The organism is Rhizorhabdus wittichii (assembly GCF_017607425.1).
Taxonomy (GTDB): domain Bacteria; phylum Pseudomonadota; class Alphaproteobacteria; order Sphingomonadales; family Sphingomonadaceae; genus Rhizorhabdus; species Rhizorhabdus wittichii.
On record NZ_CP059319.1, the window covers coordinates 3,336,794 to 3,355,589 of the forward strand.

The 18,796-nt window shown below is 69.0% G+C and carries 21 protein-coding genes; 12 read left to right on the forward strand and 9 right to left on the reverse strand.

Annotated elements, in window-relative coordinates:
* Window positions 1-3 precede the first annotated feature (3 nt).
* Genes HRJ34_RS16035 through HRJ34_RS16045 form a run of 3 tightly spaced genes read left to right on the forward strand, consistent with a single transcriptional unit; the run spans window position 4 to window position 1,976 of the window.
* The gene (locus HRJ34_RS16035; RefSeq protein ID WP_012049486.1) at window positions 4-801 is read left to right on the forward strand and encodes an acyl CoA--acetate/3-ketoacid CoA transferase subunit beta; all 798 of its coding nucleotides are present in this window, start codon (window positions 4-6) and stop codon (window positions 799-801) included.
* A 54-nt stretch (window positions 802-855) separates the two neighbouring features.
* Window positions 856-1,224, forward strand: coding sequence for a nuclear transport factor 2 family protein (locus tag HRJ34_RS16040; RefSeq protein ID WP_208631813.1), 369 nt, complete (start codon window positions 856-858; stop codon window positions 1,222-1,224).
* Between the two features lie 2 nt (window positions 1,225-1,226).
* Window positions 1,227-1,976 carry an SDR family oxidoreductase gene (locus HRJ34_RS16045; protein WP_030092307.1) on the forward strand — a complete coding sequence of 250 codons (750 nt, stop codon included), beginning with the start codon at window positions 1,227-1,229 and terminating at the stop codon, window positions 1,974-1,976.
* Window positions 1,977-2,112: 136 nt separating this feature from the next.
* Here HRJ34_RS16045 and HRJ34_RS16050 read toward each other — a convergent pair whose 3' ends face one another.
* From HRJ34_RS16050 to HRJ34_RS16075, 6 genes are read right to left on the reverse strand one after another with little or no spacing between them, the layout of a single operon-like run.
* Entirely contained in the window at window positions 2,113-2,583 is a 471-nt protein-coding gene (locus HRJ34_RS16050; RefSeq protein WP_012049483.1) for a nuclear transport factor 2 family protein, read from the reverse strand.
* On the reverse strand, window positions 2,576-3,664 hold the full coding sequence (locus HRJ34_RS16055) for a DUF1214 domain-containing protein (RefSeq protein ID WP_208631814.1): 1,089 nt from the start codon (window positions 3,662-3,664) through the stop codon (window positions 2,576-2,578). Before HRJ34_RS16055 ends, HRJ34_RS16050 begins: the two co-directional genes overlap by 8 nt.
* The gene (locus HRJ34_RS16060; protein WP_208631815.1) at window positions 3,661-4,437 is read right to left on the reverse strand and encodes an SDR family oxidoreductase; all 777 of its coding nucleotides are present in this window, start codon (window positions 4,435-4,437) and stop codon (window positions 3,661-3,663) included. Before HRJ34_RS16060 ends, HRJ34_RS16055 begins: the two co-directional genes overlap by 4 nt.
* Window positions 4,427-5,668 (reverse strand): NADH:flavin oxidoreductase, encoded by a 1,242-nt coding sequence (locus tag HRJ34_RS16065; RefSeq protein WP_208631816.1) that lies wholly within the window; start codon window positions 5,666-5,668, stop codon window positions 4,427-4,429. Before HRJ34_RS16065 ends, HRJ34_RS16060 begins: the two co-directional genes overlap by 11 nt.
* A gap of 13 nt (window positions 5,669-5,681) precedes the next feature.
* Complete coding sequence (locus HRJ34_RS16070; RefSeq protein ID WP_208631817.1) at window positions 5,682-6,434, reverse strand: SDR family NAD(P)-dependent oxidoreductase; 753 nt, start codon at window positions 6,432-6,434, stop codon at window positions 5,682-5,684.
* Between the two features lie 2 nt (window positions 6,435-6,436).
* Window positions 6,437-7,231 (reverse strand): SDR family NAD(P)-dependent oxidoreductase, encoded by a 795-nt coding sequence (locus tag HRJ34_RS16075; protein WP_012049478.1) that lies wholly within the window; start codon window positions 7,229-7,231, stop codon window positions 6,437-6,439.
* A gap of 207 nt (window positions 7,232-7,438) precedes the next feature.
* On the opposite strand from HRJ34_RS16075, the gene HRJ34_RS16080 reads away from it, so the two are divergent.
* The 5 genes from HRJ34_RS16080 to HRJ34_RS16100 all read left to right on the forward strand — a co-directional run bounded on the left by HRJ34_RS16080 (window position 7,439) and on the right by HRJ34_RS16100 (window position 11,517).
* Window positions 7,439-8,179 carry an SDR family NAD(P)-dependent oxidoreductase gene (locus tag HRJ34_RS16080; protein WP_012049477.1) on the forward strand — a complete coding sequence of 247 codons (741 nt, stop codon included), beginning with the start codon at window positions 7,439-7,441 and terminating at the stop codon, window positions 8,177-8,179.
* A gap of 19 nt (window positions 8,180-8,198) precedes the next feature.
* Window positions 8,199-9,365, forward strand: a complete 1,167-nt coding sequence (locus HRJ34_RS16085) for a sulfotransferase family protein (RefSeq protein ID WP_208631818.1) — start codon at window positions 8,199-8,201, stop codon at window positions 9,363-9,365.
* Window positions 9,362-9,814: a nuclear transport factor 2 family protein gene (locus HRJ34_RS16090; protein WP_012049475.1), complete on the forward strand. Its 453-nt coding sequence runs from the start codon at window positions 9,362-9,364 to the stop codon at window positions 9,812-9,814. Before HRJ34_RS16085 ends, HRJ34_RS16090 begins: the two co-directional genes overlap by 4 nt.
* The gene (locus HRJ34_RS16095; RefSeq protein WP_208631819.1) at window positions 9,811-10,611 is read left to right on the forward strand and encodes an SDR family NAD(P)-dependent oxidoreductase; all 801 of its coding nucleotides are present in this window, start codon (window positions 9,811-9,813) and stop codon (window positions 10,609-10,611) included. Before HRJ34_RS16090 ends, HRJ34_RS16095 begins: the two co-directional genes overlap by 4 nt.
* A gap of 174 nt (window positions 10,612-10,785) precedes the next feature.
* A complete protein-coding gene (locus tag HRJ34_RS16100) occupies window positions 10,786-11,517 on the forward strand; it encodes a helix-turn-helix domain-containing protein (RefSeq protein ID WP_226948715.1) in 732 nt (243 codons plus the stop codon).
* Window positions 11,518-11,539: 22 nt separating this feature from the next.
* Here HRJ34_RS16100 and HRJ34_RS16105 read toward each other — a convergent pair whose 3' ends face one another.
* Window positions 11,540-12,298: an SDR family NAD(P)-dependent oxidoreductase gene (locus HRJ34_RS16105; protein WP_226948813.1), complete on the reverse strand. Its 759-nt coding sequence runs from the start codon at window positions 12,296-12,298 to the stop codon at window positions 11,540-11,542.
* A 310-nt stretch (window positions 12,299-12,608) separates the two neighbouring features.
* On the opposite strand from HRJ34_RS16105, the gene HRJ34_RS16110 reads away from it, so the two are divergent.
* Genes HRJ34_RS16110 through HRJ34_RS16120 form a run of 3 tightly spaced genes read left to right on the forward strand, consistent with a single transcriptional unit; the run spans window position 12,609 to window position 16,659 of the window.
* A complete protein-coding gene (locus HRJ34_RS16110; protein WP_208634379.1) occupies window positions 12,609-15,002 on the forward strand; it encodes a TonB-dependent receptor in 2,394 nt (797 codons plus the stop codon).
* On the forward strand, window positions 15,002-15,901 hold the full coding sequence (locus HRJ34_RS16115; RefSeq protein WP_208631821.1) for an SDR family NAD(P)-dependent oxidoreductase: 900 nt from the start codon (window positions 15,002-15,004) through the stop codon (window positions 15,899-15,901). The genes HRJ34_RS16110 and HRJ34_RS16115 overlap by 1 nt, the downstream gene beginning before the upstream one ends.
* Entirely contained in the window at window positions 15,892-16,659 is a 768-nt protein-coding gene (locus HRJ34_RS16120; RefSeq protein WP_029992934.1) for an SDR family NAD(P)-dependent oxidoreductase, read from the forward strand. Before HRJ34_RS16115 ends, HRJ34_RS16120 begins: the two co-directional genes overlap by 10 nt.
* Window positions 16,660-16,690: 31 nt before the next feature.
* On the opposite strand, the gene HRJ34_RS16125 is transcribed toward HRJ34_RS16120, so the two are convergent.
* A complete protein-coding gene (locus HRJ34_RS16125) occupies window positions 16,691-17,116 on the reverse strand; it encodes a nuclear transport factor 2 family protein (protein ID WP_030092459.1) in 426 nt (141 codons plus the stop codon).
* Between the two features lie 167 nt (window positions 17,117-17,283).
* Between HRJ34_RS16125 and HRJ34_RS16130 the strand changes: the two genes are divergently transcribed.
* Window positions 17,284-18,177, forward strand: coding sequence for a hypothetical protein (locus HRJ34_RS16130; protein ID WP_012049467.1), 894 nt, complete (start codon window positions 17,284-17,286; stop codon window positions 18,175-18,177).
* Window positions 18,178-18,239: 62 nt separating this feature from the next.
* Here HRJ34_RS16130 and HRJ34_RS16135 read toward each other — a convergent pair whose 3' ends face one another.
* Entirely contained in the window at window positions 18,240-18,764 is a 525-nt protein-coding gene (locus tag HRJ34_RS16135; protein WP_029992932.1) for a VOC family protein, read from the reverse strand.
* Window positions 18,765-18,796: the final 32 nt, after the last annotated feature.

The following is an 18,796-nucleotide window of genomic DNA, read 5'->3' on the forward strand; positions in this document are numbered from 1 at the left end:
GCGATGACCGCGCCCGACCATATGTTGTCCGAACTGCTGATCGTCGCCTGTTCCGAGGTGTTCCGGAACAATGGCGAGATCGTCGCCACCGGCATCGGCCCGATCCCGCGCGTCGCCGCGGGGCTCGCCAAGACGACCCACAGCCCCGAGCTGCTGATGACCGACGGCGAGGCCTATCTGGTCGAGGAGCCGGTGCCGATCGGCCCGCGCGGCTATGACGACCGCAAGCCGTCGGGCTACCTGCCCTTCTCGCGCTATTTCGACAGCGCGGTGTGGACGGGGCGGCGCCACGCGCTGGTCTCGCCGATCCAGATCGACCGCTTCGGGCAGATGAACCTGTCCTATGTCGGCGGCACCTTCGACAAGCCCAAGGTCCAGATGCTGGGCGCGCGCGGCTTCCCCGGCAACACGATCCACCACATCAACTCGATGTTCGTGCCGGCCCATTCGACGCGCATCTTCGTCCCCGGCGAGGTCCAGTCGGTGTCGAGCGTCGGCTACAACCCGGCCCGGCGCCTCAAGGGCGCGGACTTCAGCGGCGTCGACCTGCGCTTCATCGTCACCGACCTGTGCGTGATGGACTTCGGCGGGCCCGACCATGCGATCCGGCTGGTGTCGCTGCACGACGGCGTGACGCTCGACCAGGTGCGCGAGGCGACCGGCTTCGACCTGCTGGTCGACGGTACGCCGCCCGTCACCCCGGCGCCGACCGAGGAGCAGCTCGCCATCATCGCGCGGCTCGATCCGCACAATATCCGCGCGACGGTGCTCAAGGGGAATCCGCCCGGCAAGCGGAGCTGAGCTCCGCGCGCCACATCCAGAACGAGAATGATCGCACTTTTCGGGAGAGCCGACATGACCAGCCCAGACCAGATGGTTCGCGCCGTACAGAGCTATGTCGAGGCGTTCGACAAGGGCGACCCCGAGATGGTGGTAGCCCTGTTCGCGGCCGACGCGACGGTCGAGGACCCGATCGGCACCCCGCCGCATGTCGGCCATGACGCGATCCGCGCCTTCTACACGAGGTCGATGCAGACCGGGGCCAGGCTCCACCTCGACGGGCCGGTGCGCGTCGCCGGCGACACCGCCGCCTTCGCCTTCCATGTCGGCTTCGCCAAGCCCGGCATGCAGGTCGACGTGATCGACCTGTTCCGGTTCGGCGCCGACGGCAAGGTCGTATCGATGCAGGCCTTTTTCGGCCCCACCAACATGAAGGGATTCTGACCATGGCGCGGCTGCTCGAGAACCGGATCGCCTTCGTCACCGGCGGCGCCGGCGGCATCGGCGCGGCGACCGCGATCGCCTTCGCCGCCGAGGGCGCGAAGGTGGCGGTCGCCGATCTCAAGGACCCCGAGGACACCGTCCGCGCGATCCGCGACGCGGGCGGCGAGGCCTATGCGCTGTCGCTCGACGTGACCGACCAGGCGGCGGTCGACGCCGCGGTCGACGGCGTCGTCGCGAAATGGGGCCGGCTCGACATCGCCTTCAACAATGCCGGCGTGTCGCTGGAGGACTACACGACCCCCTGGGAATCGGTCGACCTGTACGACAGGGTCGTCGCCGTGAACCAGCGCGGCGTGATGCTGTGCATGGCGGCCGAGCTGCGCCACATGGCGCCGCAGAAGTCGGGATCGATCATCAACACCGCCTCGGTCGCCGGCATGGTCGGCCTGTCGGGCGCGGGCTATTGCGGCAGCAAGCACGCCGTGGTCGGCATCACCCGATCGGCGGCGATGCGCTACGCGGCCGAAGGCATCCGCGTGAACTGCGTCTGCCCCGGCGCGATCGCCACGCCGATGACCGAGAATGAGGCGATGAGCGACGATGCGCGCGCCTTCATGGCGCAGATGCACCCGATGAACCGCATCGGCCGCGCCGAGGAGATCGCCGACGGCGTCGTCTTCCTGGCGTCGGACAAGGCCAGCTTCATCACCGGCCACCCGCTCGCGATCGACGGCGGCTTCCTGGCGCGCTGAGCGAGTTTCGGACCCATTCTTTCCGTCATTCCCGCGAAAGCGGGAATCCATGGACGGCGGCCCGCAAGAGACCTGATGTGCCGTTACCGTGGATTCCCGCTTTCGCGGGAATGACGGAAAAATGCAGTCGGAACCCTCACCCCAGTATCGACCGGGCGGTGACACCGCCTTCGCCGATCGTCCCGTCGACGATCGTGCGCGGTTCGTGGCGCGACTTCGACACCCGCCAGCCATCGGCCGTGCGGACATATTCGTCGTAATAGAAGCTGCCGATCAGCCGGAAGCCGCCGGTGCGCGGATCATAGGTCGAGAAGCCCAGGCTCCAGCGCGCGGTGGCGCGGTCGGCGTCGACGATCTCGATCTCGCCGTTGTGGATCTGGTGGACGTCGACGATCGGGCTCTCGACCGCGATCCGGGTGAAGGCCTCGATCAGCCCGTCGGGGCCGAATTTGCCCACCGGCCGATAGTCGAGATCGGCATCGGGGGTGAAGCAGGCGCGGATCGCCTCGACGTCCTTGGCGTCGCAGGCGTTGAGATAGCGCGCCTTGAGCTTGCGGATCTCGCTCTCCGCCTCCAGCCGCGCGATGCGTTCCTCCAGACTAGCCATCGATCTTCACCACCTTCGTCTGCGGCACGGGATGCTCGGTCGCGCCGGTCCAGCGCAGCAGCATCGTGCCATGGTCATGTCCCGCCGTGTCGATCCAGTTGCCGTAGCCGGGGTCGCGCGCGGCGACGACGATCGTCACCGATCCGTCGGCATTGGTCCGCGCGCCATGTTTGTTCACATGGATCCGGTGGAAACGGTAATCGAGCGACTCCATCCAGATATTGTCGAGCTGGAAGTTCCAGAAGGTGCAGTCGGGCACCGGCGTCTCGATCACCAGCGCCTCGCCGGGGGCCAGCTTCCAATAGCCGTGCAGATAGTGGATCGTCGGATCGCCGCCGGCCTTGAAGAACATCGTCTGGTCGGTGGTGGCGAGCCGGTTGAGCTGCTCGGCCTTGAACAGGTCCGCCCAGTGGAGGAAGGTCTTCGCGGTCCCCTCGACGAAGGCGACCGCCCTGTCGAAACCCTGTTCGAGCTTGCCGAGCGTCAGCGGCTCGGGCGTCGCGCGGGGGGCATCGATCGCCTCGATCCTCACCGTCGCCGGCACTTCGCTGTCGCGGTCGAGGAAGGTCTGCCGGACCAGCAGCATCGAGCTGTCGTCGGCCAGCGGCAGCCAGTTGCCGTTCGCCCTCTCCTTCGACGCGATGATCTCGAAGCTGCCGTCCGGCTCGAACCGGATGTCGGCGGCGTCGAGCTCGCCGGTCGACGCCATCGTCCCGTCGACCGCATAGCGGTTCGCCTTCGACCCGAAGCTCAGGATCGGCACGCTGCCGCGCCGGCCGGTGATGCGGTAGCGCCGCGCGCCGCTGATCGAGGCGTTGAGGTAGAGATTGTCGGGATTGTCGGCGCCGATCTTCGCGGTCGGGTGCGACGCCTGGTAGAAGCCGGGGAAATCGGGGTCGGCATTCTCCATGTGCATGTCGAGCGCGATGCGCAGCAGGCGCGAGAGATAGCGATAGCCCTCGACCTGGTCGATCGGCGTTCCGGCCACCTCGGCGTTGAAGACGAGGTCGCCGGCCTTTTCGAGCCGGCGACAGAATTGGCGCCAGGCCTCGCCCGGCGCCTGCCGGTCGGCGCCGCTCATGGCGCCATATACTGGCCGCCGTTGACGTCGAGCGACGCGCCGGAGACCACCTTCGAATAATCCGAGACCATGAACAGCACCGCCTTGGCGCAATCCTCCTCGGGCGGGATGATGCCGATCGGGATGCGCTGGGTGATCTCGCCGATCACCTCGTCGCGATCGCGGCCGGCGGCGACCTCGCGGTCGATATGGCCCCACACCGGCGCGCCGCCGATCCAGCCCATGCGGGTGACGTTCACGCGGATGCCGTGCTGGCCGAAATCCTTCGCCATGTGGCGGGTCAGCGCGTTCATGCCGCCCTTGCCCGCCGAATAGGCGCCCTCGCCCGGGAAGGGATTGACCGTCGACATGGTCGAGACGTTGACGATCGCCCCCTTCGACGCCTTCAGCCCGGGCAGGCAGGCCTGCGCCATGCGCAGCGCGCCGGCGCAGTTGACGTTGAAGACGTCGGCATATTCCTCGACATTGGCGATGTCGGTCGGCTTCCATTCGCCATGGGCGTAGGCCGAGTTGATCAGCCCGTCGATGCGGCCGAACGCGTCGAGCGTGGCCTTCGTCAGCGCCTGGCACTGCTCGGCGCTGGTGACGTCGGTGGGCAGCGCGATCGCCTCCCCGCCCTTCGCCCGGATGTCGGCCGCCACCTCGTCGAGGAAGGCCTTGTTGCGCGCGCCGAGGCCGACCTTGGCGCCCTCCGCGGCCGCGATCCTGGCGAGCGACTGGCCCATGCCGGGCCCGACGCCGCTGATCACGATCACCTTGTCCTTAAGCAGCATCCGTCCATTCCTCTCCTGCATGGAGGCCGTTGAGCCTGATATCGATGGCGTTGCCCGTCTCGGTGCAATAGGTGCCCGCGCCGCCGTACATCGCCGCGACGCAGCGGTTGCAGGCGTTGCAGGCCGAGCGATGGGCGGGATCGGCGCGCCACTTCGCGACCAGCGCCGGATCATGGACCAGCGCGCGCGCCATGACGACCGCGTCGAAGCCCTCGTTCAGCGCCTGCTCGGCCGCCGGCAGCGACAGCACCCCGCCGAGATAGCCGAGCCGGCACCCGACCGCCGCGCGCACCCGCCGCGCGGCATCGAGGAAATAGAGTTCGGAGAAGCGGACCGTCTTCGGCGTCGCCATCTTGAGCAGCTTGAACTGAAGCTTGGCGAGCCAGCCGCCCTGCATCTTCGCGAGGTCGTCATAGGGCAGCGGGCTCGAGAACATGACGTAGCTCGATTCGATGTTGCGCCCGCCCGACAGCACCAGCATGTCGGCCCCGGCCGCCTCCAGCGCGCGCGCCGTGACGATGCCGTCCTCGACCGTGGCGCCGCCCTTGGCGCCGTCATAGAGGTTGATCTTGGCGAGCACCGCGATCCGGTCACCGACCGCGCGCTTGACCGCCGCCAGCACCTCGGCCGGGAAGCGCACCCGCTTCCCGGCATTGCCGCCATAGGCGTCGCGCCGCTTGTTCGAGAGCGGCGAGATGAACTGGTTGAGCAGATAGCCGTGGCCCATGTGCAGTTCGACCGCGTCGAACCCGGCCTCGACCGCCAGCCGCGCCGCGGCGACGAACTCGTCGCGGACCATGTCCATGTCGGTGCGGGTCATCCGCCGCTGGAAGAAGCGGCCCATCAGCACGCCCATCTTGTCGATGCCGCCCGACGAGGACATGGCGCGCGGGGTCGACAGCTCCTTGTGCTGGACGAAGCTGCCGCCATGGGTGATCTGCGCGGAGATCAGCGCGCCTTCGGCATGCACCGCGTCGGCGATCGCGCGATAATGCGGCACGCTCGCGGCGTCGAGCACGCCCTGCCCGGCGAAGGTCCGCCCGTCGGGCGACACCGCGATATAGGCGAGCGTGGTCATGCCGACGCCGCCCGCCGCCAGCCGGCGGTGGAATTCGAGCAGCGACCGGGTCGGGATCGAGCGCAGCGTCATCATCTCGTTCGCGCCCGAGCGGATGAAGCGGTTGGGCAGGGTGACGGGGCCGACCGTCACGGGGGTGAAGGCGATGCTCATGATCCCGGTCCCCTCAGTCGAAATTGGCCTGCCCGCCGTCGAGCGGGACGGTGGCGCCGGTGAAATAGCCGAATTCGGGGCCGCACAGCGCCGCCACCGCCCGGCCGATATCCTCCTCGCAGCGGCCGATGCGGCGCAGCGGGATGGTGCGGAAGAAGGCCTCCGCCTCCTCGGGCCGGCCCTCGATCCAGGCCTTGAGCCCCGGCGAATCGGCATGCGGCGCGATCGTCAGCGCCCGTATCCCGTCGACGCCCCATTCGGCCGCCGCCGCCCGGGTGAGGATCCGCGTCGCCTCCTTCACCGCGGCATAGGCGCCATAGCCGCTCATGTCCCAGCGGACCGCGGCCGAGGTGGCGAGGTTGACGATCACGCCCTGGCCCGACGCCTTCAGATGCGGGTGGCACGCCTTCATCAGCCGGAAGCTGGCGAGCGGGCCCGACTCGAAGCCGGCGGCGAAGGCTTCGTCGCTGACCTCGGCGAGCGGGCCGAGCGGCACCTCCTGCGCATTGTTGACGAGGATGTCGATGCCGCCGAACGCGCCCACCACCGCCGCGACCAGCGCGTCGATCGACGCGGCGTCCTTGACGTCGCAGCGGAAGGCGCGGGCGGCGTCGCCGATCTCGGCCGCGACGCCCTCCACCTTGTCGAGGGTGCGACCGACCACCGCGACCCGCGCGCCGGCCGCCGCCAGCGCCAGGGCGATGCCGCGCCCGACGCCCTGCCCCGCGCCGGTGACGATCGCGGTCCTGCCGTCGAGCGCCGCCACGGTCAGCCCCTCAGATGGTCGGGGCAGCCGGGCAGCGCCGGCTCGTAATGGCCCGCGGTCCAGCCGCCGTCGACGGCGATCTCGGCGCCCGAGATGTAGCTCGCCTCGTCGCTGCACACGAACAGGGTCGCGCGGGCGATCTCCTCGGGCTCGCCGATCCGCTGCAGCGGCACCCGGCCGAACGAGCGGGCATTGACGGTCTCGACCGACTCGTGCCCCGGATTGCCCATCTCGGTGTTGACGCCGCCCGGATGGATCGAGACGACGCGGATGCCGAGCGGGCCGAATTCATAGGCATAGGATTTGGTGATGCCGCGCACCGCCCATTTGCTGGCGGTATAGGCGACCAGGCCGTTGCAGCCGCGCAAGCCGTCGACCGAGGAGATGTTGACGATCACCCCCCTGCCATTGGCCTTGAGCGCGGGCACCGCATGCTTCACGCCCATCATCGTGCCGATCAGGTTGATGCCGAGCACGCGCTCCGCATCCTCCTTGCGCAGCTCCTCCGACGCGCCGAAATGGGTGACGGCGGCGTTGTTGACGAGGATGTCGAGCTTGCCGAACCGATCGACGGCGGCCTTGACGATCGCCGCCCACTGCTCCTCCTCGCGCACGTCGAGATGCTGGTAGAGCGCGACGTCGGCGCCGAGCTCGGCCGCGACCGCGCGGCCCTTCTCGTCGAGCACGTCGCCGATGACGACCTTCGCCCCTTCGGCCGCGAACAGGCGTGCGGTCGCCGCGCCCATGCCCTGTGCCGCGCCGCTGATGATCGCTACCTTGCCTGCGAGTCTTGCCATTCGGTCCCTCCGTCGACGGCCGGCTGTTCCCCGGCTCTGCTACGCAAGCCTCGACATTTCACGCCAATATGTCAAGCTATGCGTGTTGATTTAGCCATATGAATCTGCAATTCATGCAGACAACCGATACAGAACCGCACATTGCGGACCGAGACGACCGAAGGAGAGGCGAATTTGAGCGAGCAGACATTTCCGAGCGGCGCGACCATGGTGCTGGGCGCCACGGGCGGACTCGGCGCCGCGTCGGCGCGCGCGCTCGCCCGCGACGGCAGCGATCTCGCGCTCTGCTTCCGCAGCAAGCGCGACGCCGCCGAGGCGCTGGCCGAGGAACTGCGCGGCCATGGCCGGACGGTGACGCTCCATCCGGTCGACGCCACCGATCCCGCGACGATCGACGCCGCGCGCGACGCCGCGATCGCCGCGCATGGCCGGGTCCATGCGCTGGTCTGGGCGGCAGGCCCGCTGGTCGACCAGCTCCACCTGTCCGAGACGCCGCTGGAGAAATGGAAGCGCGCGATCGCGGTGGAGGTGAACGGCTTCTTCGCCGCGGCCCAGTCGCTGATCCCGCATTTCCGCGCCGAGGGCGGCGGCGCCTTCGTCCATCTCGGATCGGCGGGCGACCTCTACTGGCCGCCGCGCGACGGCCTGTCGGTGGCGCCCAAGGCCGCCAACGAGTCGCTGGTGCGCGGCATCGCCAAGGAGGAGGGCCGCCACGGCATCCGCGCCAACAGCGTGCTGGTCGGCGTGATCGACGCGGGCATGTTCCACGAGTTGCTGGCGCAGGGCCAGTTCGACGACGCATGGGTCAAGGAGGTGCAGGCGCAACTGCCGCTCAAGCGCTGGGGCACGGCGGAGGAGATCGGCCACGCCGTCTCGTTCCTCGCCTCGAAGCGCGCGGGCTACACCACGGGGCAGCAGCTCGCGGTGGCCGGCGGCTACGGCGTCTGACGATCAGGAGAGATATGCGATGAGCAGAGTGAGCGATCGGGCGACGCTGGCCGCCCGCGCCGAGCAGGCCACCGGGCTCCACGATTTCGGCGATCCCTGGATCTTCGAGAATCTCGACGCGCTGATCCCGGTGCTGAACGACGAGGCCGAGCTGACCGAGGTCGGCGTCGCCGGCGCCGAGACGATGATCGTCACCGCGCTCGCCAACCGGCTGCGCCATGTCGACCTGATCATACGCCACCCCGAGATCCTCGACGAGACGGTCGACGTCGCGGCGGTCGTCGTCGGCCTGCCCCGCACCGGCAGCACGATGCTCCACCGCATGCTGTCCTCGGCCCCCGGCATGACCGGGGTGAAATGGTGGGAGGCGCAGAACTACGCCCCCTTCCCCGGCGAGGAGCGCGGCAAGCCCGACGCGCGGCGCGAGGCGGCGAGCCATTACATGGCCTATATGCTCGACCATGCGCCCGAGCTGATGTCGATCCACCCGATGAGCATCGACCAGTCGGACGAGGAGCTGATCATCCTCGGCCTGCTCTTCTCCTCGACGATGATCGAGGGGATGTACCATGTGCCGAGCTATGCCCGCTGGCTGGTCGAGAACAGCCGCACCCGCTGCTATGCCGACCTCAAGCAGATCCTCCAGTCGCTGCAATGGCAGGACCCGGCGCGGCGCGGGGCGAAGTGGGTGCTCAAGACGCCGGGCCACCTGATGGCGCTCGACGGGGTGCTGGAGACCTTCCCCGAGGCGAAGGTGGTGATGACGCACCGCGACCCGGTGCAGACCGTGCCGTCCTACTGCTCGATGATGACGACGCTCTACCACATGGCCTCGACCGTCGACCGGCGGAAGATCGGCGCCTTCTGGGAGAAGCGGCTCGCCGAGCTGCTCGACCTGTTCATGGCGGTGCGCGCGCGGGCCGGCTCGGCCAGCTTCATCGACGTCCGCTACACCGACACGACGACCCGGCCGGTCGAGGAAGGCCGCCGCGTGCTGGGCGAGGCGGGGATCGCGGTCACCCCCGAGATCGTCGCCGGCATGGCCGAGTGGGTCGAGGCCAACAAGCGCGAGGACCGCGCGCCGCACCGCTATGCGCTCGAGGATTTCGGGCTGACCCGCGAGCAGGTCGAGCAGGACTTCGCCGACTATCGCGCGACCTATCTCAGCGAAAGGGCGGCGGCATGAACCCGATCGACACATTGCTCGCCATCGAGGGGGTGAAGCGCTGCAAGGCCGAATATTTCCGCTGCATCGACGAACAGGACTGGGACGCGCTGGTCGCCAATTTCACGCCCGACGCCGAAACCGACATGCGCGAGGCGGTCGAGCCGCATAATCCCGACCTGCTGTCGCACGACCCCAGGGCCTTCGCCGCGAACAACGCCTATGTGCTGGCGCAGGTGAAGACCGCCCATTTCGGCTACATGCCGCGGATCGACGTGCTTTCCCCCACCGAGGCGACGGCGATCTGGTCGATGGAGGACTGGCTGTGGATACCCGAGGGCCACCCCGTCCTGCCCGCCGGCCGGATGCACGGCTGGGGCCATTATGCCGATCGCTACACGAAGGTGGGCGACCGCTGGCTGATGTCGGCGACGCGGCTGACCCGCATCAAGCTGGAGCATGAGGGGTGAGCCGTCCGCTCGCCGGCAAGCGCGCGCTGGTCACCGGGTCGAGCGCGGGGCTGGGCGAGGGCATCGCGCTCCGCCTCGCCCAGGACGGCGCCGCCGTCTGCCTGCACGGCCGCAACGAAGCGCGGCTCGCGGCGGCGCGGGATCGGGTCGCCGAGGCCGGCGGCGCCGTCCATGCGGTGGCCGGCACCCTGTCCGACGATGCCGGCGCCCGGGCGGTGTTCGACGGCGCGGTCGCGGCGCTCGGCGGGATCGACATCCTCGTCAACAATGCCGGCGGCGAATCGGCGGGCGGCGGCACCACCCCCTGGCTCGACGCCGACGCCGACACCTGGAACGCGACCTACAACTCCAATGTCGGCTCGATCGTCCGGCTGGTCCGGCTGGCGGTGCCGGGGATGCGCGAGGCCGGCTGGGGCCGGCTGATCCAGCTGTCGAGCGAATCGGCCGATTTCCCGATGGCGATCATCCCCGACTATCAGGCGTCGAAGCTCGCGATCCGATCGCTGACCCGCAGCCTCGCCATGGCGCTGGCGCGGACCGGCATCACCGCCAACAGCATCAGCCCCGGCCTCACCCATTCGACCGGCCCCGATCGCTGGCTCAAGCAGATGGCCCAGGCGAACGGCTGGGAAGAGGACTGGGATTCGATCACTCGCCACGTCCAGGACGGGATGATCGCGAACCATGCCGGCCGGATCGGCGATCCCGCCGACATCGCCCATGCCGTCGCCTTCCTCGCCGATCCGCGCGCGGGCTTCGTCAACGGCATCGACATCCCGGTCAACGGCGGCCGCTGAGCCGGATACAAAGATCCGGCCATCGTCGCCGATGACCGGACCAGTAAGGGGTGGAAATCCCACCGTCCGCGTCGAGAGACGGGTGGATATCGCAGGGTCGAGATTAGGCTTGCCTCCCCGGGCCGTCGCTCGCACTCTCCCCCCATGGATCATCGGACGATGCCAGATGCCTCATTGAATGATCCCGTCGACGGCGAGGCGGCCTCGCTTCTGGCGGCGCTGCGGCGCGCGCTGCGCGGCGCGGGCTGGACCCAGGCGCGGCTCGCCGAGGAGCTCGGCGTCGGGTCGGCGACGGTCAAGCGCTGGCTCCACGGCCGCGGCCTCAGCTTCAACACGCTCGCCCATCTGTGCCGGCTGGCGGACACCAGCCTGACCGAACTGGCCGACGACAGCCGCCTGTCCGCGCAGGCGGAGGACCATCTGACGCTGGCCCAGGAAGAGGCGCTGACCCAGGATTCGAGCCTGTCGACGGTGTTCTTCCTGATCGTCAACGGCTGGCCGCCGAGCGAGGCGACCGAGGGCTTCCGCATCCCGCCCGAGGTGGTCGAGCAGCATGTCGCGCGGCTCGAACGGCTGGCGCTGGTCGACCGGCTGCCCGGCGGGCGGCTGCGCGCGCGGCTGAGCCCGTCCCACGCCTGGCAGCGCGCGCCGATGCGCCGCCATTTCGAACGCCACCTGAAGCAACTGTTCGTCACCATCGACTATGGCGACCCGGCGACGATCTTCGGCGCAGAGACCTGCAAGCTGTCGCCGCTCGGCGTCGCCCGGGTCCGCGAGCTGATCGAGCGCTTCCGCGGCGACCTGCGCGCGATCGAGCTGGAGGACCGGCGGACCGCCGCGCTGCCCGGCGAATGGCACGCCATCCTCGCCGTCGCGCGCTCGATGCGCCCGCTGATCGGTCCCTGACCGGCGCCGCCTTCGCCCCGCGTCAGGCCGGGACGTAGAGCTGCTGCAACTTGCCGCCGTCGACGGGCAGGCAGACCCCGGTGATGAAGGAGGCGTCGTCCGACAGCAGGAAGCGCACCGCATGCGCAATCTCCTCCGGCCGGCCGCCGCGCCCCATCGGGATGGCGCCCGAGACGCGCGCGTTGCGCTCGGGATCGGCGGCGGCGAAGGCTTCGGTCGCCGGGGTCATGATCTGGCCCGGCGCGACGACGTTGACGCGGACGCCGTGCGGCGCCGCCTCCGCCGCGGCGACCGCGCTGAAATGGACCAGCGCCGCCTTCGACGCCGAATAGCTGGCCATCGCCGGCATCGCGCGCAGCCCGTTGAGCGAGGAGATGTTGACGATCGCCCCCGACCCCTGCGGGATCATCACCCGCATCGCCGCCTGGGTGCCGATGAACACGGCCTCCGCATTGACGCGGAAATCGTGCCGCCAGTCGTCGAGGGTGAGGTCGGCGATCATCTTGTAGCTGACCGCCATCGCATTGTTGACCAGCCCGTCGAGCCGGCCGTGGCGAGTCGCGATACCGGCGATGAAGACCGCGAAGCCGGACGCGTCGCCGACGTCGAGGATGTGCGATTCGACCGATCCGGCCGCGGCGACCGCCTGGTGCGCCTCCGCCAGCACCTCCCGCCGCCGCGCGCAGATCACGACATGCGCGCCTTCGCGCGCCAGTTCGACCGCCGTCGCCCGGCCGATACCGTCGCTGCCGCCGGTCACGATCACCACCTTGCCCGCCATTGCCTGCGCCATTCCGTGCCCTCTCCTGCCGATCAATGTCGAAATTCGTCGATAGCGGTCCAAATTTGACTGGATTGGCTGTTCCAGTGACGATACATTCCTCACTTGCGTAAACGATAGATCATTATTCAGCGCAAGTCGAAAGGGAGAGGGAAGAATGTCGACGCATCGCGACGAAACGGGCTGAGCCCATCGCGACGCCGTGGCGACCATCGTCGCGCGGCCGTTCCACTGCTCGAAGCCGCCGTCGCGAACCCGATACGGGCGTGGCACGGCCGACCATAACAGCGTCGATCCGGGAGAGGATTACATGCGCTTCACCATAACCGCGCTGGCGCTGGCCGGCGTGTCCCTGTTCGCCACCACCGCTGCCGCCCAGACCGCACCCGCAGCCGCCGACTCCGAAGGGGTCAACGGCCTGCAGGAGATCGTCGTGACCGCGCAGCGCCGCGCGGAAAGCCTGCAGAAGGTCCCCGTCGCGGTCACCGCGATCAGCGCCGAACAGATCGACGACCTGCGCGTCACCAATGTGAAGAACCTCGCCGGCCTCGCGCCGAGCCTCCAGATCCAGAACCAGGGCCTCCAGAGCAACCCGTCGATCGCGATCCGCGGCGTCGCCTCGGGCGTGTCGAACAACGCGGTCGATCCCAAGGTCGGCATCTATCTCGACGGCGTCTATATCGGCCGCACCGTCGGCTCGATCTTCGACCTCGCCGACATCCAGCGGGTCGAGGTGCTGCGCGGTCCGCAGGGCACGCTGTTCGGCCGCAACGCGACCAGCGGCGCGATCAGCCTGGTCAGCGCCGAGCCGACCGGCGAGTTCGGCGTCCGCGCCACCGGCTCCTACGGCAATGGCGAGGCGATCCGCGGCAAGGCGGTGATCAACCTGCCCGCCTTCGGCCCCTTCTCGGTCAAGCTGGCCTATCTGCACGACCAGATCGACGGCGACTACACCAACCTGATCGGCGGCAAGACGATCAACCTGGCGCTGCGCGACCCGCGCTTCGGCACCGAGACCTTCGCGCGCAAGCTCGGCCGCCGCAACATCGACGGCGGACAGCTCGCCATCCGGGGCGAGTTCGGCAACCTCACCGCCGATTATCGCTTCGACTATACCGACGCCCGCACCACCGGCCGCGCGATCCAGAGCCTGGGCGTGATCCCCGATTCGTCGGGCGCGCTGCTCCAGCCGATCGTCGACCTGCAGCCCTTCTTCGGCGGCGTCACCAACATCGCCCCCAACGCCCGGCTGTCCGCGGTCGCCAATGCGACGAGCGAGGAGCATGTCGTGACGCAGGGCCACAGCCTGACCCTGGCGGTGAAGCCGAACGACCTGGTGACGGTGAAGAGCATCACCGCCTATCGCAAGTTCAGGCAGGACCCGAACATCTACGACCTCGCCGCCTCGGGCGGGCTGCGCTTCACCTTCGGGCAGCTCGGCGCGCTGATCACCCCGGGCCTCACCCCGGCGCAGATCCAGGCGGCGCTGTTCAACCCGGCCAACATCCCCGGGCCGAACGACTATTTCTTCTCGCTGCTCACCGCGCGCAAAACCAGCCAGAAGCAGTTCAGCCAGGAGTTCCAGATCCAGCTCGACAGCGAGCATTATGAGCTGACCGCCGGCGCCTTCTATTTCCACGAGCGCTCGCCCGCGACCGACATCCTCGGCATCCTCGAACCGATCCCCGGCGGCCTGGTGGTGCCGAGCCCGCTCGACGCAGCGTTCGGCAGCGGCGTCACCGACACGGTGTCGATCAACGATTCCTGGGCGGGCTACGGCCAGCTCACCGTCCATCTCGGCGATCGCGTCGACGTCACCGGCGGGCTTCGCTACACGATCGACGACCGCGACCTCGCGATCAACGCCATATCGGGCGGCCAGGGCGGCCAGCTCGGCGTCGGCAAGTACAATGTCAGCTTCAAGAAGCTCAACTATACCGGCATCCTGACCTGGCGGCCGACCGACCAGGCCACCGCCTATGCCAAGATATCGAGCGGCTATGTGGCGGGCGGCATCCTCAGCGGCATCCCCTACAAGCCGGAGACGCTGGTCTCCTACGAGCTGGGCGCCAAGACGCAGATGTTCGACAACCGCGTCCGCCTGAACGTCGCGGCCTTCTACAGCGACTACAAGGACCTGCAGACGCAGAACTTCATCAACGGCCGCCAGTTCTTCGACAATGCCGGCAAGGCGTCGATCAAGGGCTTCGAGGTCGAGGCCGACGTCATCCCGGTGCGCGGCCTCGTGCTCAGCGGCAATGTCGGCTACGCCGATCTCAACTACAAGACGTTCATCCTGAACGGGATCGACGTCGCCGACGTGGCGCGCACCACCTACAACTCGAAATGGACGGCGCGGGTCGCGGCGCAATATGACGCGCCGGAATTCGCGAACGGCAGCCATCTGCAAGGCCGGATCGAGGGCCGCTATCGCAGCAGCTACTATCTCACCTCGACGCCGTTCGTGAACCTGACGGGCCAGGTCGTGCTGGAGAACGAGAACCGCCAGCCCGGCTACTGGCTGGTCGACGGGCGCTTCGGGCTGGTCGACATCCCGATCGGCGGGACCAGGGCGTCGCTCTCGGCCTTCGGCCAGAACCTGTTCGACAAGCGGTATATCTCGTTCGGCGCGCCGGTGCTGTCGCTGGTCGGCAGCTATGAGCGCGGCCGCACCTACGGCGTCGAACTGGGTTTCGCCTTCTGATGGTGCAGCCGCAGTTGAACGGCCGGGCCGCGCTGGTCACCGGGGCCAGCCGCGGCATCGGCCGGGCGATCGCACAGAGGCTGGCGTCGGCCGGCGCGACGGTGGTGGTCACCGCGCGCTCGGCCGGCGCCCCCGCCGTGCAGAAGCGCTTCGGCGCCGAGCAGGTGATCGCCGGGACGCTCGACGAGACGGTCGCGCTGATCGAGGCGGCCGGCGGCCGAGCGATCGCGCTTCCCGCCGACCTGGAGGACGAAGGCAACCGCGCCACCCTGGTCGAGCGGGCCGTCGCGGCGGCGGGCCGGCTCGACATCCTCGTCAACAATGCCGGCTTCGCCGATTATGCGCGGGTCGAGGCGATGAGCGACGACAGCTTCCGCCGCACCCTGCTCCACTATCTCGAAGTCCCCTTCGCGCTGTGCCGCGCGGCGGCGCCCCGGATGCGGGCGAACGGCGGCGGATGGATCGTCAACATCGGGTCGGTCACCGCGCTGCCGCCCACCCGCCCCTATCCCGATTATGCGCGCGCCGGCGGCGACACCGTCTATGCCTCGGTCAAGGCGGCGCTCAACCGCTTCAGCCAGGGCCTCGCCGCCGAACTGATCGACGCCAATGTCGCGGTCAACGTCGTCGCGCCGTCGACCGCGATCCGCACGCCCGGCGCCGACCAGCTCATCCCTGCCGACTATCCGACCGAGGACGTCGCCTATCTCGCCGCGACGGTGCTCGACATGTGCCATCTCCCCGCCGCCGAGCGGACCGGGCGGATCGCCTATTCGATGCAGTGGCCGCACGATATGGGGCTCGCGGTGCGAACGCTCGACGGGCGCGATCCGCTGCCGCCGGCCGATCCGCCGGCCTGGTCGCATCCCGCGATCGTCGGCATGGCGGAATGGGCCTGATGCGCCGGCTCGAAGGCAAGGTCGCCGTCGTCGCCGGGGCCGGCGGCATCGGCACCGCCACCGCGCGCCGGCTGGCGCAGGAGGGCGGATCGGTGCTGCTCGGCGATCTCGACGGCGATGCGGCCGTCGCCGCCGCGCGGGCGATCGCGGCCGAGGGCGGCCGTGTCACCGGCTTCGGCTACGACCAGGCCGACGACGCCTCGGTCGCCCGGCTGGTCGCCGCCGCCGTCGAGACCCATGGCCGGCTCGACTTCATCCACGCCAACGCCGCCAACATGGTGGCGATCCGCGAGGACGGCGACGCGCTCACCATCCCGCTCGACGTCTTCGACGCGACCGTCGCGGTCAACATGCGCGGGGTGCTGTCCTGCGCCCGCCACGCGCTGCCGCACCTCGTCGCCAACCGCGGCGCCTTCGTCGTCACCTCCTCCTCCGCCGCGCATATGGGCGAGCCCGAGCGGGTCGCCTATGCGATGACCAAGGCGGCGGTGAACGCGCTGGTCCGCCACATCGCCAGCCGCTGGGGCAAGGAGGGGGTGCGCGCCAACGCCATCGCCCCCGGCATGGTGCTGACCGACCAGATCAAGCGATCGATGCCGCTCGCCTTCCAGGAACAGGTCCTCGCCGCGCACCGCCACTGGCGGCTGGGCGAGAGCGAGGACATCGCCGCGATGGTGGCGATGCTGTTCTCGGCCGACGGCGAGTGGATCAACGGCCAGGTGCTGGCGGTCGACGGCGGCGCGTCGATCCGACCCTGATCGCCGTACCGCGCCCGCCCCGCGCCGCGCCTCAGCCCGGCGCGAGCACGCTCGGATCGCCGACATGCATCGACCAGCGCGCGTCGCGCCGGACGATGCGCCAGCCGGCGGGGGTGCGGGCCCAACGGTCGACATAGTCGCCATGGGTGTCGAAGATCCGGTCGGCCTTGTCGCCGCGCCCCTGGTGACGCGCCTGGACATAGGCCCGGCTGATCGCCGCATCGCCGTCCAGCTCGATCGCGATGCTGCCGATCAGGTGCTGCGACGGCCCGCAGCCGCCCAGGAAGACGCGGAACTGCGCGCGCATCGCGGCGATCCCGCTCTGCTCGCGCCCGTCGCCATAGTCGAAGCTGACATCGTCGGCGAAGACCTCCCCCACCGCGCCCCAGTCGCGCGAGTCGACGGTGCGCGCGAATCGCGCAAGCTGGTTGGTGATGGCCAGCCGGTCGCATTCCATATTTCTCTCCATTTTCCCGTTTTGCGTAGCAAACCCTAGGAAATATTGGCGCGTTTCGCCATCCGCCCGGCGCATTTTCCTTGCCCGCCGGGAATAAGTGAAATAGGTTCCGAAATAGCGCGACGCCGGCATGGAGAGGCTGGCGGACAGCTTGCAGGAGAGCGGACATGGACAACGACATCGCCTCGAAGGTCAGCGACGCCGACTTCGCCTATTACAACGCCAGCGACATCCAATATACGACGCGGAGCTCGACGCTGATCAGCTCCTCGCCCTATCTCAACCATGGCGAGCTGCGCGTGCTGATCGCGCAGGAGATGCTGCGCCGGAACGGGCCCGACCTGCCCAACACCGCCTTCATCCCCAATGTCGTCAAGATCCTGATGGAGCTCGAGGACTGGCCGCGCATCTTCCAGCTGTTCGAGGAGGAGAAGGCGCGCCTGCCCGCGTTCAAGGCCTGGCTCGAAGGCCGCAAGGTCTCGCTGTTCACCACCGAGGAGCTGAAGGGCGCCGAGCCCGGCACGCTGCGCGCGGTGATCTACGACTTCGTCGTCCACAGCGGCTACAACATGGACCATTTCTACCAGGGGATGGAGATCAAGACCGACTTCGACTTCTACATGAAGGAGCGGACCCATACCCACGACATCGAGCACATGATCACCGGCTTCGAGACCAACCATGCCGGGGAGGTCGCGCTGCTCGCCGCCAATGCGCGCGCGCTCTACCAATATTTCCGGCCCGAGCTGGCGGCCTTCTTCAACCGGGTCAGCGCCTATCTGAAGGCGAAGACGACGATGAAGAGCGGCCTGTTCTACCCGGAGGCGTTCAAGGTCGAGCTCGACGCCGAGGATATCGGCGCGGCGCAGGGCCGGGCGTGGAAGCACCCGCTCTTCCTGATCCCCTATCGCGACTATCTCGACTGGAAGGTCAGCGACATCCGCGAGGAATATGGCATCACCAACCCGCCGCCGCCCGGCGAGTGGGCCTGGACGACCGCCGTCAGCGAGGATCCGCGCATCGCCAATGACGACCAGGCGATGGCGACCGCCGCCGAGTAGCGCGCTGCGCGGCGACGAACAGGGCGGCGTCCACCAAGGGGGGTGGGCGCCGCTTCCTCACATCAGGCCAGGTCGATCACCGTCACCGCCGCGCTGCCGTCCCAGGCGCGCGCCGCCGCGATCCCGGCATCGCACATCTCGCGCAGGCCGGGCCCCTCGATGAACTCGAACAGCGTGCCGGGATCGCCGGGCACGTCGAGATAGGCGACCCGGGTCGAGGGATTCCGCGCCGCGAAGACCAGCGCCATGCCCCCGGCCTGCGCCGCCGCCACCGCCGCGTCGAGATCGTCGACGATGCGGGCGAGGTGGTGGAGGCCGAGCAGGCGGCTGCCGTCCGCCGCGCGATAGGGCGAGGCGGCGGCGTCGGTCGCCTCGATCAGTTCGATCTGGACATCGCCCTGATAGCCGAGCGCCACGTCGATCCCGACCGTCGTCGGCGCGCCGCGATAGGCGCCGTCGAGCGTGACGTTGCGGAAGACGGTCCACGGGCCGACGCCCGAATGCGCCATCCAGCGCGCGACCGCGGCGTCGAGATCGTCGACGAGGAAGCCGATCTGATCGAAGGCGCCGAAACGGGACTGGCTCATAGCATCTCCTTTTTCGGGAGCGTAGAGCATCG